The following is an 18,374-nucleotide window of genomic DNA, read 5'->3' as shown; positions in this document are numbered from 1 at the left end:
GGGGCGCCCGCCGGGAAGCCGCGGGAGGCCCGGGAGCCGGCGCCGCGCCGGGCGGTGGAGCGGCGGCGGGCCGCGCCCGCCCTCGACGAGGACATGGCCGAGATCGAGGAGATCCTCCGCAACAGGGGGATCAAGTGACCTTCGGGTAACGACCGTCCCTGCCGTCGCGGCGGACCGGGGTACCGTGGGCGCGTCCTGTACGCGCCGTGACGGTCCCCGGTCCGCCGCGTGCTTTACACTCTTAGCAGCTGATCTTGTCTAACCGGCCGTGACCTGCGGAGCCGGCGGTATCAGAACGGACTCAACTCGGTAAAGCTTGCCGGGGCGTCCCGCCTGTCGCTTGCTCAACGTGACGGTCGGCCACATACGATCTGCGTACTTTGTCCTTTGTGCTGCGCACGTCTCATGTGCCCTTGATGACGACGAGATCACAAGTCAGCTACGGGTACTGGCGAAGGCGCCCTCACGGATGGACAGTCGTGCCCGAAGCACTAGGTTTCCCTCCAGCAAACGCGGCGTAACGGGCACGGGGGAGCGGACGATCTCCGCGATCGCCGGATGTTACGCCGGCGGCAGCGTGGCCGAAGTGGTAGGAGGTACGGAGCGTGACCGCACCGATCGAGGCGACCGGGGCCGAACAACAGGCCCAGCCGGACGCCGTCCTTGCGGGCAGTGGTCGCAAGGCGATCCAGGGCCGTTCCCTCGGGCAGATCGCCTGGATGCGGCTCAAGCGCGACAAGGTGGCGATGGGCGGTGCCCTGGTCGTGCTGCTGCTGATCGTGATGTCGCTGCCCGGCGTCACCGAGCTGCTGTCGCGCACCTTCGGCAGCCCGCCCAACCAGTTCCACCAGAACCTGGTCGACCCGACCCTCGGCGGACCGATCGGCAGCCTCGGCGGCATCAGCGCCGACCACCCGTTCGGCATCGAGCCGATCAACGGCCGCGACCTGTTCAGCCGCATCCTGTTCGGCGCCCGCGTGTCGCTGCTGATCGGCGTGCTGGCCACGCTGGTCTCGGTGGTGATCGGGACGGTCATGGGCATCATCGCCGGCTACTTCGGCGGCTGGGTGGACACCGTCATCGCCCGCCTGATGGACATCTTCCTGGCGTTCCCGCTGGTGCTGTTCGCCATCTCCCTGGTCGGCGTCATTCCCAACAAGATGCTCGGCCTGGCGGGCAACGACCTCCGCATGGGCGTGCTGGTGTTCATCATCGGCTTCTTCAACTGGCCCTACATCGGCCGCATCATCCGCGGCCAGACACTGTCGCTGCGCGAGCGCGAGTTCGTCGACGCCGCCCGCAGCATGGGCGCCCGCAACACGCACATCCTGTTCAAGGAGGTGCTGCCCAACCTGGTCGCGCCGATCCTGGTGTACTCCACCCTGCTGATCCCGACCAACATCCTGTTCGAGGCGGCGCTGTCGTTCCTCGGTGTCGGCATCAACCCACCCGACCCGTCCTGGGGCGGGATGCTGTCGGCGGCCACCGAGCTGTACACGGTGGCCCCCCACTTCGTGATCGTTCCGGGTCTCGCGATCTTCATCACCGTGCTGGCGTTCAACCTGTTCGGCGACGGCCTGCGCGACGCCCTGGACCCACGAGCCCGATGACCCCGGCGTACGACCGGTATTAGCGAAAGGGAAACGATGAAATCTCCCAAGGTCGTGACCAGCGCGGCGGCCGGTGCCGTCGTCCTGAGTCTTGGGTTGGCCGCCTGCGGCGGTGGTGACGACTCCTCCGGTGGCACCAGCTCCGCCAAGTTCGACGCGGGCTCCACCGCCGTGGTGAACGCCTCGGACAAGAAGGGCGGCGTGCTGAAGATGGCGCAGCCCGACGACTTCGAGTCGCTGGACCCGGCGAACATCTACTACGCCTACGGTCTGAACTTCACCCGCCTTTACTCGCGGCAGCTCATGACCTACGCCTCCAAGCCGGGCACCGAGGGCTCCAAGATGGTCCCCGACCTCGCCGAGGCGCCGGGCACGCCGGGCGACGGGGGCAAGACCTGGACCTACAAGATCAAGCGTGGCGTCAAGTACGAGGACGGCACCGAGATCAAGGCCAAGGACATCAAGTACGCGGTCGCCCGCACCTTCGACCGCGGCGTCCTGCGCAACGGCCCGTCCTACTTCACGCAGCTGCTGGACGCCGACGGCTACAAGGGTCCGTTCAAGGACAAGGACCTCGACAAGTTCAAGGGCGTCGAGGTCAAGGACGACTACACCCTGGTCTTCAAGCTGAAGGCGCCGTTCGCCGAGTTCGACCAGGTGGTGGGCTTCAGCGGGCAGACCGTCCCGGTCCCGCAGGCGAAGGACACCGGCACCCGCTACGGCATGCACCCGGTCTCGTCCGGCCCCTACAAGTGGGAGGGCGACTACCAGCCGAAGAAGGGCGGCACGCTGGTCCGCAACTCCAACTGGGACCCGCAGACCGACCCCAACCGCAAGCAGCTCCCGGACAAGATCGAGGTCCAGGCCGGCCTGAAGGCCGAGGAGATCGACAACCGGCTGATGGCGGGCACGGTGCACGTCGACCTGCCGGGCTCGGGTGTGCAGGCGGCCGCCCGCCAGCAGATCCTGACCAACCCGAAGCTGAAGGCCAACGCCGACAACCCGCTGGCCGGCTTCCACTGGTACATCCCGATCAACACCAAGAACATCCCGAACGTCGAGTGCCGTAAGGCGATCGTCTACGCCGCCGACCGTGCGGCGATGTTCCGCGCCTACGGCGGCGACGCCGGTGGCCAGGTGTCCACCTCCATCCAGCCGCCCGCGGTCGACGGCCGGGAGAAGGGCCAGGACTTCTACACCAAGGCCGACGTCAACTTCACCGGTGACGTGAACGCGGCCAAGGACGCCCTGAACAAGTGCGGCAAGCCCACCGGCTTCGAGACCGTGATGGTGTTCCGCAGCGACCGTCCGAAGGAGAAGGCCACCGCCGAGGCCCTGGAGCAGTCGCTGGCCCGCGTCGGCATCAAGCTCCAGCTGAAGGGCTACCCGTCGGGCACCTACACCAACGAGCAGCTCGGTTCGCCGGCGTTCGTCAAGCGTGAGAAGGTCGGCCTGGGCACCTACGGCTGGGCCCCCGACTGGAACACCGGCTACGGCTACCTGCAGCCGATCTCCGACAAGGACGCGATCGTCGAGACCGGCAACGCCAACGCCGAAGAGCTGGACGACTCCGTGGTCAACGGCAAGTGGGACGAGGTCGTCAAGGTCCAGGACCCGGCCCAGCGCGCCAAGATCTACAACGAGATCGACGCGCGGATCCGTGAGCAGGCCGCGATCCTGCCGAACGTGTACGCCAAGTCCCTGCTGTTCCGCCCGACGTCCCTGACGAACGTCTACTTCCACGCGGGCTACGGCATGTACGACTACGCCAACATGGGTGTCACCGGCTGAGACCGGTCCACCCCCCGCACTACCTGAGAGAAGGCAGGTGAAGGCAGCGGGTGGCCGGCGGGGCTGATCCCCCGCCGGCCACCCAGGCCGGACACTGTGGTCGCATTCATTGTTCGCCGCCTGCTGGGCGCCGTCGGGCTGCTGCTCATCATCAGCGCGGTGACGTTCGCCATCTTCTTCCTTGTGCCCCGCGCCGCCGGGGTGACCGCCGACGACCTGGCCGCCCGTTACGCCGGTAAGACCCCGGACGCGGCGACCCTGACGGCGATCAAGGAACGATTCGGTCTCGACGAACCGATCACCACCCAGTACGGCAAGTTCGTCAAGGCCATCGTCGCCGGTGACACCTACGACACCGGAACCGAGAAGATCGACTGTCCGGCTCCCTGCCTGGGCTACTCCTTCCGCACCAACCAGCCGGTGCTCGACCAGATCATCGACCGGCTCCCGATCACGATGTCGATCACAGCCGGCGCCGCGGTGCTCTGGCTGATCGCCGGCATCTCGATCGGCGTGCTGTCGGCCCTGCGCCGCGGCACCCTGTTCGACCGCGCCGCCATGGCGGTGGCGCTGGCGGGCGTGTCACTGCCGGTGTTCTTCACCGGCCTGCTGGGCCTGGCCTTCGTGGTCCACAAGTGGCATCTGCTCCCCGAGGTCAACTACGTCGGCCTCACCGAGAACCCCGCCAAGTGGTTCGCCTCGCTGCTGCTGCCGTGGATCGCGCTGGCGTTCCTGTACGCCGCCCTGTACGCGCGGCTCACCCGGGCGGGCATGCTGGAGACGATGAACGAGGACTTCATCCGCACCGCCCGCGCCAAGGGCCTGCCGGAGAAGACCGTGGTCGTCAAGCACGGCCTGCGCGCCACGCTCACCCCGATCCTGACCATCTTCGGCTTGGACCTGGGCGTGCTGCTGGGCGGCGCGATCATCACCGAGAAGACGTTCTCGCTGCCGGGCCTCGGCCAGCTCGCCCTGGACGGCATCAACCAGAGCGACCTTCCGGTGGTGCTCGGGGCGACGCTGTTCGCCGCGTTGTTCATCGTCCTGGCCAACCTGGTCGTGGACGTGTTGTACGGGGTCATCGACCCGAGGGTGAGGCACAGCTGATGACGGACAAGCGACGGGCCGAGCTGACCGACGGCACGGTGGGCGACTCCGCGGCCGGCGCGCCCACGGCCTTCCTGGAGGTGCGCGACCTGCGCGTGCACTTCCCGACCGACGACGGCCTGGTCAAGTCGGTGGACGGACTGTCGTTCAAGCTGGAGCGCGGCCGCACCCTCGGCATCGTGGGCGAGTCGGGCTCGGGCAAGAGCGTCTCCTCCATGGCCATCATGGGCCTGCACAACCGCCGCAACTCCAAGGTCTCCGGCGAGATCTGGCTGAACGGCGAGGAACTGGTCGGCCTGTCACCCGACCGGGTGCGCCAGCTGCGCGGCAAGCACATGGCGATGATCTTCCAGGACCCGCTGTCGGCGATGCACCCCTTCTACACGGTGGGCCACCAGATCGTCGAGGCGTACCGGGTGCACAACGACGTCTCCAAGCAGGTGGCGCGCAAGCACGCCATCGACATGCTCGGCCGGGTCGGCATCCCCAAGCCCGACAAGCGCGTCGACGACTACCCGCACCAGTTCTCCGGCGGCATGCGGCAGCGCGCCATGATCGCGATGGCGCTGTCCTGCGACCCCGAACTGCTGATCGCCGACGAGCCGACCACCGCGCTGGACGTGACGGTGCAGGCGCAGATCCTGGACCTGATCCGGGACCTGCAGCAGGAGTTCAACTCCGCCATCATCATGATCACCCACGACCTCGGCGTGGTCGCCGAGCTGTCGGACGACATCCTGGTGATGTACGCGGGCCGCAGCGTTGAGCAGGCCAGCGTCGAGGACGCCTTCCACCGCCCCCTGCACCCCTACACCTGGGGCCTGCTGGGGTCGATGCCGCGGCTGGACCGCGACCGCACCGAACGCCTCATGCCGATCAAGGGCACCCCGCCCTCCCTGATCAACGTGCCGTCCGGCTGCGCCTTCAACCCCCGCTGCGCCTATCGGGACCTCAACGGGGGCAAGAGCGAGACCGACCGGCCCGAACTGGTCGAGGTGGAACCGGGCCACAAGGCCGCCTGCCACCTCCCGCTGGACAGGCGGCGGGAGATCTGGGACACCGAGATCCGGCCGAAGCTGTGACCGCACGGGGGAACACTGTGAGCACTACTGACAACGCCACCGGTCCGACCGCCACGGACCGGGTCATCCCCCAGGGCGAGGTCCTGCTGGACGTCGACAACCTGGGCAAGCACTTCCCGGTGCACGCCGGTCTGCTGCGCCGCCAGGTCGCCGCCGTCAAGGCCGTGGACGGGGTGTCGTTCTCGGTCCGCAAGGGCGAGACCCTGGGCCTGGTGGGCGAGTCGGGCTGCGGCAAGTCCACCACCGGCCGCATGATCATGCGGCTGCTGGACCCGAGCTTCGGCAAGATCACCTTCGAGGGCGAGGACATCACCCGGATGTCCCAGTCGCGGCTGCGCCCGCTGCGCCGCGACCTCCAGATGATCTTCCAGGACCCGTACTCGTCGCTGAACCCGCGCCAGACCGTCGGCGCCATCGTCGGCGCCCCGTTCCGGCTGCAGAAGATCCAGACCGAGAACGGCGTGAAGAAGGCCGTGCAGGAGCTGCTGGAGCTGGTCGGCCTCAGCCCCGAGCACTACAACCGGTACCCGCACGAGTTCTCCGGCGGCCAGCGCCAGCGCATCGGCATCGCCCGCACGCTGGCGCTCAAGCCGAAGCTGATCGTGGCCGACGAGCCGGTGTCGGCGCTGGACGTGTCGGTCCAGGCGCAGGTGGTGAACCTGCTGGAGGACCTCCAGGACGAGCTGGACCTCACCTACGTGGTGATCGCGCACGACCTGTCGGTGGTGCGGCACATCTCCGACCGGGTCGCGGTCATGTACCTCGGCAAGATCGTCGAGGTCGCGGACCGCAACGACCTGTACGAGCGGCCGATGCACCCCTACACCAACGCGCTGCTGTCGGCGGTCCCGGTGCCCGACCCGGCCAAGCGCGAGGGACGCGACCGGATCCGGCTGCAGGGCGACGTGCCCAGCCCCCTGGACCCGCCGCCGGCCTGCCGCTTCCACACCCGCTGCTGGAAGGCGCAGGAGATCTGCAAGACGCAGGAACCGCCGCTGGCCGAGCTGAGCCCCGGCCACCAGGTCGCCTGCCACTTCCCGGAGAACACCACCGTCAGCGCCACCGACGCGGTCGCGCAGAGCGCGGTGTCCCCGCCCGCGACGGACCTGCCGACCCCGTCGCTGCGCAAGGAGTAGCACGAACGGCGAAGGCCCCGCACGGACCCGGTGTCCGCGCGGGGCCTTCACCGTTCCCAAGCCACGCCGACGGGACCCCGTCGAATGGGCCCCGCCGAATGGGCCGGGCCGGTGGGGACCGGTCGGCGGGGCGGCACCACCGCCCCGCCTCCCGGGATCATCCCGTCTGGCCGGGGCGGCTCAGTCCCGTCTCGTAGGCGTACACCACCGCCTGCACGCGGTCACGCAACCCCAGCTTGGCCAGCACGTTCCCCACGTGGGTCTTGACGGTCGTCTCGCTGACGACCAGCTCCCGCGCGATCTCGGCGTTGGACAGACCACGCGCCACGTGCGTCAGCACCTCACGCTCACGGTCGGTGAGGGTGTCCAGACCCGGCGGGGGAACGGCGTCGCGCACGGCGGGCAGCCGCGTGGCGAACTTGTCCAGCAGCCGCCGCGTCACGCTCGGCGCCACGATCGCGTCCCCGGCCGCCACGATCCGGATCGCCTGCACCAGGTCCTCCGGCGGCGAGTCCTTCAGCAGGAACCCGCTGGCCCCGGCCCGCACCGCCTCGATGACGTACTCGTCCAGATCGAACGTCGTCAGGATCAGCACCTTCGGGTCGTGCGAGGCCGCCCCGTCCCGGATGATCCGCCGGGTCGCCTCGATCCCGTCGACCCCCGGCATCCGGATGTCCATCAGCACCACGTCCGGCAGCAGCGACCGCGTCAGCTCCACCGCCGCCGCGCCGTCCCCGGCCTCCCCGACCACCGCCAGGTCCGGTTCGGCCTCCAGGATCAGCCGGAACCCGGTCCGCAGCAGCGGCTGGTCGTCCACCAGCAGCACCCGTGTGCTCACCTTTTCGCCTCCGCCGCCTGCCGGGCCGTCCATCCGGCCACCCGTTCCACCATCACGCTACGCCTCCAGCGGGAACCGGGCCCGCACGCCGAAACCTCCACCGACCCGCGGCCCGATCCGCAGCTCACCGCCGTACAACGCGACCCTCTCGTACATCCCGACCAACCCATGGCCGGGATTGTCGTCCTTGTCGGCGATGATCGTCGCGGTGCCACGCCCGTCGTCCTCGATCTCCACCGTCAGGTCCTCGTCGGTGTACTCCAACCGCACCCAGGCCCGCGCCTCCGGCCCGGCGTGCTTGAGGGTGTTGGTCAACGCCTCCTGGATCAGCCGGAACGCCGCCACGTCCACCCCCGGCGACGGCTGGCGCGCCTCGCCCTCGATCCACAGCTGCACCGACAGGCCCGTCTCCCGGACGTGGTCCAGCAGCTCGCCCAGGTCGCCCAGGCCCGGCTGCGGCGCCAGCTCGCCGCGGGCGGTCTCGGCGTCGCGGTCGGTGCGCAGCACCCCCACGATCCGCCGCATCTCGCTCAGCGCGGTCCGCCCGACCTCCTCGATCGTGGCCATCGCCTCCCGCGCCCCGTCGGGGTTGCGGTCGATGATGCGCCGCGCCGCGCCCGCCTGCACCGTCATCACGCTCACGTGGTGCGCCACCACGTCGTGCAGCTCGCGGGCGATCCGCGACCGCTCCTCGATCCGCGCGGCGCGCGCGTCGGTGCCCCGGGCCCGCTCCAGCCGCGCCGCCCGGTCCTCCAGCTCGGCGAAGTAGGCGCGCCGCAGCCGCAGGTTGCGACCCAGCATCCACACCCCCGCCACCAGCGCGTTGTTGGTGAGCAGCACCATCAGGCTGTTGTCGACCGGCACCATCGTGAACACGACGTTGAACACCGCCAGCGCCACCACTCCGCCGAGCGCGCTGTGCGCCAGGCCCCGGTGCGCCGCGACGCTGTAGACCGCGATCAGGAACGCCGCCACCTCCGGGATCGTCGGCAGGTAGTGCCAGGCCGTGAGCGCGAACTGCCCGGCCAGCACCACCAGCAGCACCGACAGCGGACGCACCCGCCGCAACGAGATCGCCAGGGTGACCACCGTCACCGTCACGACCTGCCGCAGATCGGCGTCGGCGAACGAGTCCGCCACGTCCGCCGGCAGGTCCCGCCACACCAGCTGCGGGATCCCCGCCAGCAGCAGCACCAGCGCCAGCAGGGCGTCGGCGCCCGCCGGACGCGCCAGGAACCAGGCACGGCAGGATCGCAGACCTCGGATGCGGGGTGACACGACTCTCACCCTATGAGAGCGGCAGCAGGTCGTGAGCCCTCCTGCGCGCGGATCCGTGATCCTCCGCAAGGATGACCCCGCCGCTCACAGATCGTCGTACTCCGGGCCGTCCGAATCCGCCGTCACCGCCACCACCGGAACCGCACCACCGGCCCCACCCCCCTCACCGGCCCCGCCGGCAAGGACCGGCAACGGTGGGGGAGTGCCCCCGAACTGCGGGCACCGCACCTTGTGGTCGCACCAGTCGCACAACCGGCTGGTCCGGGGCCGCCACTCACCGGTGTCCATCGCCCGCCGGATCGCCTGCCACAGCGCCTCGACCTTCCGCTCGGTCGCCCGCAGATCCGCCTCGTCCGGCTCGTACCGCAGGATCTCGCCGTTGCCCAGGTACATCAGCTGCAACAACCGCGGCACCCGCCCGTGCAGCCGCCACAGCACCAGCGCGTAGAACTTCATCTGGAACAGCGCCCGCGCCTCGAAGTCGGCGCGCGGGGCCGCACCGGTCTTGTAGTCCACGATCCGCACATCACCCGACGGGGCCACATCGACCCGGTCGATGAACCCGCGCAGCTTCAGCCCCGACTCCAGCACCGTCTCCACGAACAGCTCCCGCTCGGCGGGCTCCAGCCGCCGCGGGTCCTCCATCGTGAAGTACCGCTCCAGCATCCGCCGAGCCTGCTCCAGCCAGCCGTCGCGCTCGGCCTCCCCGGCCTCGCCCTCGGCGAACATCGTCGCCAGCTCCGGCTCGGCCGCCAGCAGCCGCTCCCACTGCGGCCCCAGCAGCTCCAGCGCCGCCGCCGCGGTCCGCTCGGCCGCCGGACGGTCGAACAGCCGCTCCAGCACCGCGTGCACCAGCGTGCCGCGCACCGCCGCCGGAGACGGCTTCTCCGGAATCTTGTCGATCACCCGGAAGCGGTACAGCAGCGGGCACGTCATGAAGTCGCCCGCCCGCGACGGCGACAACGACCCGACCACCCGGGGACCCTGCTCCACCCCAGAGGCCTGCTCCGCCCGAGGGGCCTGCTCCGTCCCGGGGGCCTCGTCCCGGCCGCCCGCCGCCTCGTCCACCCTGCCGTCGGTCCCCGTCGTCATGACACAGCAGCGTAGGCGACCCCTCCGACGAAATCCCACACCCGAACCCGCCCGTCCCCGCCATCGCCCCGCCGCCCGGCCCGCCGCCCGGCCCGCCATGCACGGCCCGGCCCGTGCGCGGACCCCGGCCCCGGGGCCGTAGCATCGGGAACGTGACCAACAGCGCGCCCCCGGCCGAGGACAAGCACCCGGCCGGCGACCCCGCGGGCGGCCCCGCCCCCCGCCCCGGACTGCCCATGGGGCGGCCCTTCGGCATCCCGGTGTACGTGTCGCCCAGCTGGTTCCTGGTCGCGATCCTGGTCACCGTCATGTTCGAGAGCCAGGTCAACGACCGCCTCGGCGAGATCGTCGCCCGCCCCGCCAGCTACGCCGTCGCGTTCGCCTACGCCGTGCTGCTGTACGCCTCGGTGTTCGTCCACGAGCTCAGCCACGCGATCACCGCGCGGGTGCTGGGCCTGCCCGTCCGCTCGGTCACCCTGCACATCCTCGGCGGCGAGACCGCCATCGAACGCGAGGCCCCCACCCCGGGCCGCGAGTTCCTCATCGCGTTCGCCGGGCCCCTCACCAACCTCGTGCTGGCCGGGGGAGGGCTGCTGGTCCGCGCGACCCTGCCGCTGCCGCCGGTCCTGGCGCTGCTGGTGGAGGCACTCACCTTCGCCAACCTGCTGGTCGGCGTGTTCAACCTGCTGCCCGGCCTGCCGCTGGACGGCGGCCGGCTGGTCCGCGCCGCCGTCTGGAAGGCCACCGGCCGCGCCCGCAACGGCGCGATCGTCGCCGGGCAGGTCGGCCGCGTCCTGGCGCTGCTGTGCCTGTTCGGCGGCGCCTACGCCGCCACCTACCGCACCGGCACCGGCGGCGGGATCAGCTGGCTGGCGCTGCTGTGGTCGGCGCTGGTCGCCTCGTTCATCTGGATCGGCGCCAGCCAGGCCATCCGCGCCGAACGCATCCGCGACCGCTTCCCCCTCCTGCAGGCCCGCCGCCTGGCCCGCCGCGCCACCCAGGTCACCCCCGAGGTGCCGCTGGCCGAGGCCGTCCGCCGCGCCCAGGAGCAGCAGGCCGGCGCCATCGTCGTCGTCGACCACGACGGCACCCCCCGCGGCCTGGTCAGCGAGAAGGCCGTCCTCGCCACCCCCGACCACCGCCGCCCCTGGATCACCGTCGGCGACCTGTCACGCTCACTGGAACCCGACCTGACCCTCCCCGCCGACCTGGGCGGCGAGGACCTGATCATCGCGCTGCGCCGCGCCCCCGCCACCGAGTACCTGCTCACCGAACCCGACGGCTCGGTGTACGGCGTCCTGGCCACCGCCGACGTCGACCGCGCGTTCGCGGGCCTGTGACCGGCCCCGCCCACCGGCCGGCGCATCCGGCCGACGGACACGCCCTGACCACCGGCTGACCACCGCCTGAGCACGGGCCGAGCACGGGCCGAGCAACGCCCGCGCACCGATAGCCTTGTCACCCATGAGCGAAACCACGCCGCAGCACCTTTCCACGGGCACCCCGGACGAGCCCACCACCGGCCGCATCCCCCACGGCCCGTTCCGCCCCGGCGACCAGGTTCAGCTCACCGACCCCAAGGGCCGCATCAACACCATCACCCTGCAGCCCGGCAAGCAGTACCACTCCCACAAGGGCGCCATCGACCACGACGACGTCATCGGCAGCCCCGAAGGCAGCGTGTTCCGCTCCACCGGCGGCGTCGAGTACCTGGCGTTCCGCCCGCTGCTGAGCGACTACACCGTCCGCATGCCCCGCGGCGCCGCCGTCGTCTACCCCAAGGACGCCGCCCAGATCATCGCCCAGGCCGACATCTTCCCCGGCGCCCGCGTCGTGGAGGCCGGCGTCGGCTCCGGCGCCCTCACCTGCTTCCTGCTGCGCGCCGTCGGCGACCGCGGCCTCGTCTCCTCCTACGAACGCCGCCCCGACTTCGCCGACACCGCCCGCGCCAACGTCGAACGCTTCTTCGGCGGCCCCCACCCCGCGTGGCGCCTCACCATCGGCGACCTCCAGGACCACCTGTCCGAGACCGAGGTCGACCGCGTCGTCCTCGACATGCTCGCCCCCTGGGAATGCGTCGACGCCGTCGCCAAGGCCCTGATCCCCGGCGGCATGGTCTGCGCCTACATCGCCACCACCACCCAGATGTCACGCGTGGTGGAGGAACTCCGCGACCACGGCGCGTTCGCCGAGCCCTACGCGTTCGAGACCATGCTGCGCTCCTGGCACTGCGAGGGCCTGGCCGTCCGTCCCGACCACCGCATGGTCGGCCACACCGGCTTCCTGGTCACCGCCCGCCGCCTCGCCGACGGCGTCACCCCGCCGGCCCGGCGCCGCCGCCCCGCCAAGGGCGCCTACACCGAGCCCCCCACCCCCACCACCGACCCCGCCACCGACCTCGTGACCGACCCCGCCACGGCCCCCGACACGCCGAACGCCGAAAATTCGACCGAAGATCAGGGTGCGGTCTAGATCACACCCGCCGGCCCGTAACCACCGGCCCCTAACGACGAATTCACGCAGCGCCCCCGACCGCGCTCCCCACCCCGACACCCCGCTGAAATCGGAAAACCTTTCGGCGGCACCCACCGAAAACACCCCCACCCGCCTTCACCGGAGGGGCGCCGACGGCATTCCCCACCCCCGCCGCGCCCCCTCCGAACCCACCGCGCACGCCCCCGACACGACACGAGAACCGAAAGGGCAGGTTACGGAAGCCCTCCAGATAGGTAGGGTCTCTGTAGGTCGTCGGCTCTCTTCATTGAGGAGGTGACGGGGCGTGGCCGCTCGTGACGATGCTGGGGCGCGCAGGGCGCAGCAGGACAAGGAGGTCAGGGACCTCCAGACGCAGGTGTCCTTCCTAGAGGAGGAGATCTCCGTGCTGCGTCGCAAGCTCGCGGAATCCCCCCGCCAAGTCAGGGTTCTGGAAGAACGTCTCCATGAGGCACAGGCCAATCTGGCCGCCGTTACGGGTCAGAACGAGCGTCTCGTGGCGACCCTCAAAGAAGCGCGCGAGCAGATCGTGGCGCTCAAGGAGGAAGTGGACAGACTCGCCCAACCCCCCTCCGGGTTCGGCGTGTTCCTCGAAGCACGCGACGACGGCACCGTCGACATCTTCACCGGCGGACGCAAGCTCCGCGTGAACGTCAGCCCCGCCGTCGACATCGACGAACTCCAGCGTGGCCAGGAGGTCATGCTGAACGAGGCGCTCAACGTCGTCGAAGCACTCGACTTCGAAGAGCAGGGCGAAGTCGTCATGCTCAAAGAACTGTTCGGCGACGGGGAACGCGCCCTCGTCATCGCACACGCGGACGAAGAGCGCGTCATCAAGCTGGCCGAACCGCTGCGCGGCGTCCCGCTGCGCGCCGGCGACTCGCTGATGCTGGAACCCCGATCCGGATACGCCTACGAGAAGATCCACAAGGCGGAGGTCGAAGAACTCGTCCTGGAAGAGGTCCCCGACATCTCCTACGAGGAGATCGGCGGCCTCGGCCCCCAGATCGAGCAGATCCGCGACGCCGTGGAACTCCCCTACCTGCACGCGGACCTGTTCCGCGAACACCAGCTCCGCCCACCCAAGGGCGTCCTGCTCTACGGCCCCCCCGGCTGCGGAAAGACCCTCATCGCCAAGGCCGTCGCCAACTCGCTGGCCAAACAGGTCGCCGAGAAGACCGGCCAGGAAGGCAAGAGCTTCTTCCTCAACATCAAGGGCCCCGAGCTGCTCAACAAGTACGTCGGCGAAACCGAACGCCACATCCGGCTCGTCTTCCAACGAGCCCGCGAGAAGGCCTCCGCCGGCACCCCCGTCATCGTCTTCTTCGACGAGATGGACTCCATCTTCCGCACCCGCGGATCCGGCGTCTCCTCCGACGTCGAGAACACCATCGTCCCCCAGCTCCTCAGCGAGATCGACGGCGTCGAGGGCCTGGAGAACGTCATCGTCATCGGCGCCTCCAACCGCGAGGACATGATCGACCCGGCGATCCTGCGCCCCGGCCGACTCGACGTCAAGATCAAGATCGAGCGTCCCGACGCCGAGGCCGCCAAGGACATCTTCTCCAAGTACCTCCTCGAAGGCCTGCCCCTCCACCCCGAGGACGTCTCCGAACACGGCGACAACACCAAGGCCACCATCGAAGCGATGATCCAACGCGTCGTCGAGCGCATGTACACCGAGACCGAGGAGAACCGCTTCCTCGAGGTCACCTACGCCAACGGCGACAAGGAAGTCCTCTACTTCAAGGACTTCAACTCCGGCGCCATGATCCAGAACATCGTGGACCGAGCCAAGAAGATGGCCATCAAACAGTTCCTCGAAACCGGCCAGAAAGGCCTGCGCGTCCAGCACCTCCTGGCCGCCTGCGTCGACGAGTTCTCCGAGAACGAGGACCTGCCCAACACCACCAACCCCGACGACTGGGCCCGCATCTCCGGCAAGAAGGGCGAGCGCATCGTCTACATCCGCACCCTCGTCTCCGGCACCAAGGGCGCCGAGGCCGGCCGATCCATCGACACCGTCGCCAACACGGGCCAGTACCTGTAAGACGGTGGTGAGGGCGGAAGAGGGGCCGATCCATCACAGCGCCGCCTTCGCCAACACCGGCCAGTACCTGTAAGACGGTGGTGAGGGCGGAAGAGGGGCCGATCCATCACAGCGCCGCCTTCGCCAACACCGGCCAGTACCTGTAAGACGGTGGTGAGGGCGGAAGAGGGGCCGATCCATCACAGCGCCACTTCCGCCAACCCGGCCAGCACCTCTGACACCACGCCCGACAAGCCGACCGACCACGCGGCGGCCGCCCCCACCCGGGGACGGCCGCCGCGCCGCGTCCTCACCCGGCCACCCCACGCCACGACCACGATGCCACGACCACGACGCCACGACCGACGCCCCATGGCTACAGCCCCCACGCCCCGATAGGCTCGACGACATGAGTGTTCGGCGGGTGATGGGCATCGAGACCGAGTACGGCATCTCCGTACCCGGCCAACCAGGAGCGAACGCGATGGTGACCTCCTCCCAGGTCGTCAACGCCTACCTCGCGGCCTCGGCGGCCAGGGCCAGAAGAGCGCGCTGGGACTTCGAAGAGGAGAACCCCCTACGCGACGCGCGCGGCTTCGACCTCGCCCGAGAAGTCGCCGACCCCAGCCAGCTCACCGACGAGGACCTCGGCCTCGCCAACGTCATCCTCACCAACGGCGCCCGACTCTACGTCGACCACGCCCACCCCGAATACAGCGCACCCGAGACCACCAACCCCCTCGACGCCGTCATCTGGGACAAGGCCGGCGAACGCGTCATGGCCGACGCCGCCGCACGCGCCGCCCTCGTCCCCGGCACCCACCCCATCCAGCTCTACAAGAACAACACCGACAACAAAGGCGCCTCCTACGGCTGCCACGAGAACTACCTCATGAAGCGGGAGACCCCCTTCGCCGACATCGTCCGGCACCTCACCCCCTTCTTCGTCTCCCGCCAGGTCATCGCCGGCGCAGGCCGCGTCGGCATCGGCGTCGACGGCCGCGGCGACGGCTTCCAGATCTCCCAGCGCGCCGACTTCTTCGAAGTCGAAGTAGGCCTGGAGACCACCCTCAAACGCCCCATCATCAACACCCGCGACGAACCCCACGCCGATCCCGAGAAATACCGACGCCTCCACGTCATCATCGGCGACGCCAACATGAGCGAGGTCTCCACCTACCTCAAGCTCGGCACCACCGCCCTGGTCCTCGCCATGATCGAAGACTCCTTCATCACCGTCGACCTCTCCGTCGACATGCCCGTCGCCGCCCTCCGCGCCGTCTCCCACGACCCCACCTGCAAACACCTCCTCACGTTGCGCGACGGCCGCAAGATGACCGCCGTCCAACTCCAGATGGAATACCTGGAACTCGCCCGCAAATACGTCGAAGAACGCCACGGCTCCGACGCCGACGAGATGACCTGCGACGTCCTCGACCGCTGGGAAACCACCCTCACCCACCTCGAAGACGACCCCATGCGGCTCTCACGCCAACTCGACTGGGTCGCCAAACTCGAACTCCTCGAGGGCTACCGCAACCGCGACGGCCTCGACTGGTCCCACCCACGCCTCCAACTCGTCGACCTCCAGTACACCGACATCCGCCCCGACAAGGGCCTCTACAACCGACTCGTCGCACGCGACCGCATCGACCGCGTCACCACCGAAGAACGCGTCCAACACGCCATCGAGCACCCCCCCGAGGACACCCGCGCCTACTTCCGCGGCCGATGCCTCAGCCAGTACGCCGACTCCGTCGCCGCCGCCTCCTGGGACTCCGTCATCTTCGACGTCCCCGGCCGCGAATCCCTCCAACGCGTCCCCACCCTCGAACCCCTCCGCGGCACCCGCCAACACGTCGGCGCACTCCTCGACCGCTGCCGCACCGCAGCCGACCTCGTCGCCACACTCACCGGCCAGAACTGACCCACCCCACAGCGACGACCCGGCCCGCGACAACACCCGCGGCAACGTCCCACCGCGACGCGAACACCGCCCGAACGCCCGCGAGAGCCCCTCTCGCGGGCGTTCCGCCGTTCCCCGGAGTTCCCCACCAAGGCCCTTCCCAAAGACGTTATGAGCCCCCAGAGGCCGCCGCTGATTTGTGACCGGTTTGCCCGTTTCAGCGTTTCGCGCACCGGCGATAACCCCGACAGGCCCCCCACACGGCCACCCGCGAAAACGGGTGAGCCGGTACCCGCTCGTCGGCCAAGATCGAGGATAGGGTTGGGGGCACCGGCAGAGTGGAGGTACGGGATGGCCACGAAGGACACCGGCGGTCAGAAGCAGACCGAACGTCGCACCGAAGAGGTCGAGGAGACCCAGGCCGAGACCACGGGCGACGTTCAGGAGCGCCAGGAGAAACTGTCCGAGGACGTCGACGCAATTCTCGATGAAATTGACGAAGTTCTCGAAGAGAATGCAGAGGAATTCGTCCGTAGCTACGTGCAAAAAGGCGGACAATAACGGAAAATCGGACATGTCCGTTTCGCGAAAATGAGAAAGTTGGCGAAACGGCAGACGTCGAACACGTGAACCATTAACTTGGAATTCGCAGGTTCACGTGTTCGGTGCCGGAGGTGTCTCCGGGGCGGGAGGGTGGGACGCATGTCCGATGTCAAGAAGTGTCGCGACTGTGGTCTCGTCAAGTCGGCTACGGAGTTCTGGAAGCGTAGAGCGTCCAAGGACGGATTGTCGCTCTACTGCAAGGAATGTTTCGGGCTTCGCAACGCGAAGTCCTATCGCGGCAAGCGAGAAGCCGAGGGCAAGAGGTCCAGAGAGTACCGACGGCACTCCGCCGTTCCCGAGGGGATGAAGTACTGTCCTCGGTGCAAGGAAATTCAGCAACTGGATGCCTTCGGCAGCAACCGCTCCAGTCCGGATGGGCGCGCCGCCTACTGCAAGCCATGTCACAACAGGGCTATGGCGGAGATCCGGGTGCGTAACCATGGAAGCAGCCGCAACTACCTGCTCAAGCTTCGGTACGGGATTACCGAGCAAGAGGCCGATGCCCTGCTCGCGCGTCAGGGCGGGATCTGCGTTATCTGTCTTCGGTCTCCGGCTGCTCATGTGGATCACGGGCATGAGACCGGCCTGGTCCGGAGCATGCTGTGCTTCGGGTGCAACGGGGGCCTGGGGCAGTTCGAGGAAGACGTCTGGGTGATCAAGGAGGCCGCCGACTACCTGGAGCGGCTCACCTGGCACGCGCGCATGATGCGTCTGGAGTTCGGCGTCGACGTGATCGAGGGGTGGGTGGACCGAGGCGGCCATGGTGGGGTGGACCCCGAGGTGGCCTCCAAGTTCCAGAAAGTTCGCCTCCGGTACGGGATCGGCGAGCGGGACGCTCAGCTTCTGTTCGGCCTGCAGAAGGGCAGGTGTGCGATCTGCTGTGACCGTCCGGTCGAGCATGTCGATCACTGTCACGACACGGAGGTCGTTCGCGGCATGCTGTGCGGTGGGTGCAACACCGGCATGGGGCAGCTGCGTGACGACCCGGGGACGTTGCGGCGCGCTGCCGACTATCTCCTCGGAGAGCTGGTCGTCGAGGTGCCTGTGCCAGGTGGTGGGACGCGGTTGTCGTTCACCGTTCCGGATGTCGATCCCACGACCGTTCCCCTCGACGGCTGGGATGGGTACCGGGTGCGGGACGCGGCGCATCGTAAGGCGCTGCGGGAGGCGGAGCCGGCGGTTCGGGAGTCGTGGATCGCGTTGCCGGGGGATCGGGCCGTGAGCCGTATCCCGATCGATCGTTGGTTGGCCGCGCGGTGAGCCGGTGATCTGGTGAGCCGGTGAGTCGGTGAGGCGTCGGGTCCTCTGCGGTGTTTCGTTGGTGGGTTCGCCGTGGGCGGAGCGGGGTGGGGTGTTCGCGGCATGCGCCGATCGTCGATCGAACAGTAGGGTCTTGGTTGTCAGCGTCG

14 protein-coding genes are annotated in these 18,374 nt (G+C 69.1%); 11 read left to right on the top strand and 3 right to left on the bottom strand.

What is annotated here, in order from left to right; translation table 11 throughout:
- Window positions 1-605: 605 nt before the first annotated feature.
- The 5 genes from AKI01S_RS32240 (at window position 606) to AKI01S_RS32220 (ending at window position 6,726) form a co-directional block, all read left to right on the top strand.
- Complete coding sequence (locus AKI01S_RS32240; protein ID WP_067826155.1) at window positions 606-1,610, top strand: ABC transporter permease; 1,005 nt, start codon at window positions 606-608, stop codon at window positions 1,608-1,610.
- A gap of 36 nt (window positions 1,611-1,646) precedes the next feature.
- Window positions 1,647-3,401 (top strand): ABC transporter substrate-binding protein, encoded by a 1,755-nt coding sequence (locus AKI01S_RS32235; RefSeq protein ID WP_067826153.1) that lies wholly within the window; start codon window positions 1,647-1,649, stop codon window positions 3,399-3,401.
- Window positions 3,402-3,497: 96 nt separating this feature from the next.
- Window positions 3,498-4,508: an ABC transporter permease gene (locus AKI01S_RS32230; protein ID WP_067826151.1), complete on the top strand. Its 1,011-nt coding sequence runs from the start codon at window positions 3,498-3,500 to the stop codon at window positions 4,506-4,508.
- Window positions 4,508-5,590 (top strand): ABC transporter ATP-binding protein, encoded by a 1,083-nt coding sequence (locus AKI01S_RS32225; RefSeq protein WP_067826149.1) that lies wholly within the window; start codon window positions 4,508-4,510, stop codon window positions 5,588-5,590. Before AKI01S_RS32230 ends, AKI01S_RS32225 begins: the two co-directional genes overlap by 1 nt.
- Window positions 5,591-5,607: 17 nt before the next feature.
- Window positions 5,608-6,726 carry an ABC transporter ATP-binding protein gene (locus AKI01S_RS32220; RefSeq protein ID WP_067826147.1) on the top strand — a complete coding sequence of 373 codons (1,119 nt, stop codon included), beginning with the start codon at window positions 5,608-5,610 and terminating at the stop codon, window positions 6,724-6,726.
- A 157-nt stretch (window positions 6,727-6,883) separates the two neighbouring features.
- On the opposite strand, the gene AKI01S_RS32215 is transcribed toward AKI01S_RS32220, so the two are convergent.
- The 3 genes from AKI01S_RS32215 to AKI01S_RS32205 form a co-directional block, all read right to left on the bottom strand.
- A complete protein-coding gene (locus AKI01S_RS32215; protein ID WP_067826167.1) occupies window positions 6,884-7,564 on the bottom strand; it encodes a response regulator in 681 nt (226 codons plus the stop codon).
- Between the two features lie 57 nt (window positions 7,565-7,621).
- Entirely contained in the window at window positions 7,622-8,842 is a 1,221-nt protein-coding gene (locus AKI01S_RS32210) for a sensor histidine kinase (RefSeq protein ID WP_067826145.1), read from the bottom strand.
- Between the two features lie 84 nt (window positions 8,843-8,926).
- Complete coding sequence (locus AKI01S_RS32205) at window positions 8,927-9,778, bottom strand: RecB family exonuclease (RefSeq protein WP_245681870.1); 852 nt, start codon at window positions 9,776-9,778, stop codon at window positions 8,927-8,929.
- Between the two features lie 308 nt (window positions 9,779-10,086).
- Here AKI01S_RS32205 and AKI01S_RS32200 point away from each other — a divergent pair, with 308 nt between their 5' ends.
- The 6 genes from AKI01S_RS32200 to AKI01S_RS32175 all read left to right on the top strand — a co-directional run bounded on the left by AKI01S_RS32200 (window position 10,087) and on the right by AKI01S_RS32175 (window position 18,225).
- Complete coding sequence (locus AKI01S_RS32200; RefSeq protein ID WP_084000461.1) at window positions 10,087-11,274, top strand: site-2 protease family protein; 1,188 nt, start codon at window positions 10,087-10,089, stop codon at window positions 11,272-11,274.
- Between the two features lie 124 nt (window positions 11,275-11,398).
- Window positions 11,399-12,406 carry a tRNA (adenine-N1)-methyltransferase gene (locus AKI01S_RS32195; RefSeq protein WP_157420300.1) on the top strand — a complete coding sequence of 336 codons (1,008 nt, stop codon included), beginning with the start codon at window positions 11,399-11,401 and terminating at the stop codon, window positions 12,404-12,406.
- A gap of 307 nt (window positions 12,407-12,713) precedes the next feature.
- The gene (gene arc, locus AKI01S_RS32190) at window positions 12,714-14,477 is read left to right on the top strand and encodes a proteasome ATPase (RefSeq protein ID WP_067826143.1); all 1,764 of its coding nucleotides are present in this window, start codon (window positions 12,714-12,716) and stop codon (window positions 14,475-14,477) included.
- 388 nt (window positions 14,478-14,865) lie between these two features.
- Window positions 14,866-16,383 (top strand): depupylase/deamidase Dop, encoded by a 1,518-nt coding sequence (gene dop / locus AKI01S_RS32185; RefSeq protein WP_084000460.1) that lies wholly within the window; start codon window positions 14,866-14,868, stop codon window positions 16,381-16,383.
- Between the two features lie 330 nt (window positions 16,384-16,713).
- On the top strand, window positions 16,714-16,923 hold the full coding sequence (locus AKI01S_RS32180; RefSeq protein ID WP_067826139.1) for a ubiquitin-like protein Pup: 210 nt from the start codon (window positions 16,714-16,716) through the stop codon (window positions 16,921-16,923).
- 141 nt (window positions 16,924-17,064) lie between these two features.
- A complete protein-coding gene (locus tag AKI01S_RS32175) occupies window positions 17,065-18,225 on the top strand; it encodes an endonuclease VII domain-containing protein (protein ID WP_245681868.1) in 1,161 nt (386 codons plus the stop codon).
- The last annotated feature ends 149 nt before the right edge of the window (window positions 18,226-18,374 follow it).

This window comes from Actinomadura kijaniata NBRC 14229 (assembly GCF_001552175.1).
GTDB lineage: Bacteria > Actinomycetota > Actinomycetes > Streptosporangiales > Streptosporangiaceae > Spirillospora > Spirillospora kijaniata.
This window is presented reverse-complemented; position numbering and strand designations above follow the sequence as displayed.

Coding starts and splice junctions, on each gene's coding strand:
- AKI01S_RS32205 (WP_245681870.1), bottom strand. CDS start 9,778: ATGACGTGCCCGCTGCTGTACCGCTTCCGGGTGATCGACAAGATTCCG.
- AKI01S_RS32225 (WP_067826149.1), top strand. CDS start 4,508: ATGACGGACAAGCGACGGGCCGAGCTGACCGACGGCACGGTGGGCGAC.
- dop (WP_084000460.1), top strand. CDS start 14,866: ATGAGTGTTCGGCGGGTGATGGGCATCGAGACCGAGTACGGCATCTCC.
- AKI01S_RS32175 (WP_245681868.1), top strand. CDS start 17,065: ATGTCCGATGTCAAGAAGTGTCGCGACTGTGGTCTCGTCAAGTCGGCT.
- AKI01S_RS32195 (WP_157420300.1), top strand. CDS start 11,399: ATGAGCGAAACCACGCCGCAGCACCTTTCCACGGGCACCCCGGACGAG.
- AKI01S_RS32180 (WP_067826139.1), top strand. CDS start 16,714: ATGGCCACGAAGGACACCGGCGGTCAGAAGCAGACCGAACGTCGCACC.
- AKI01S_RS32235 (WP_067826153.1), top strand. CDS start 1,647: ATGAAATCTCCCAAGGTCGTGACCAGCGCGGCGGCCGGTGCCGTCGTC.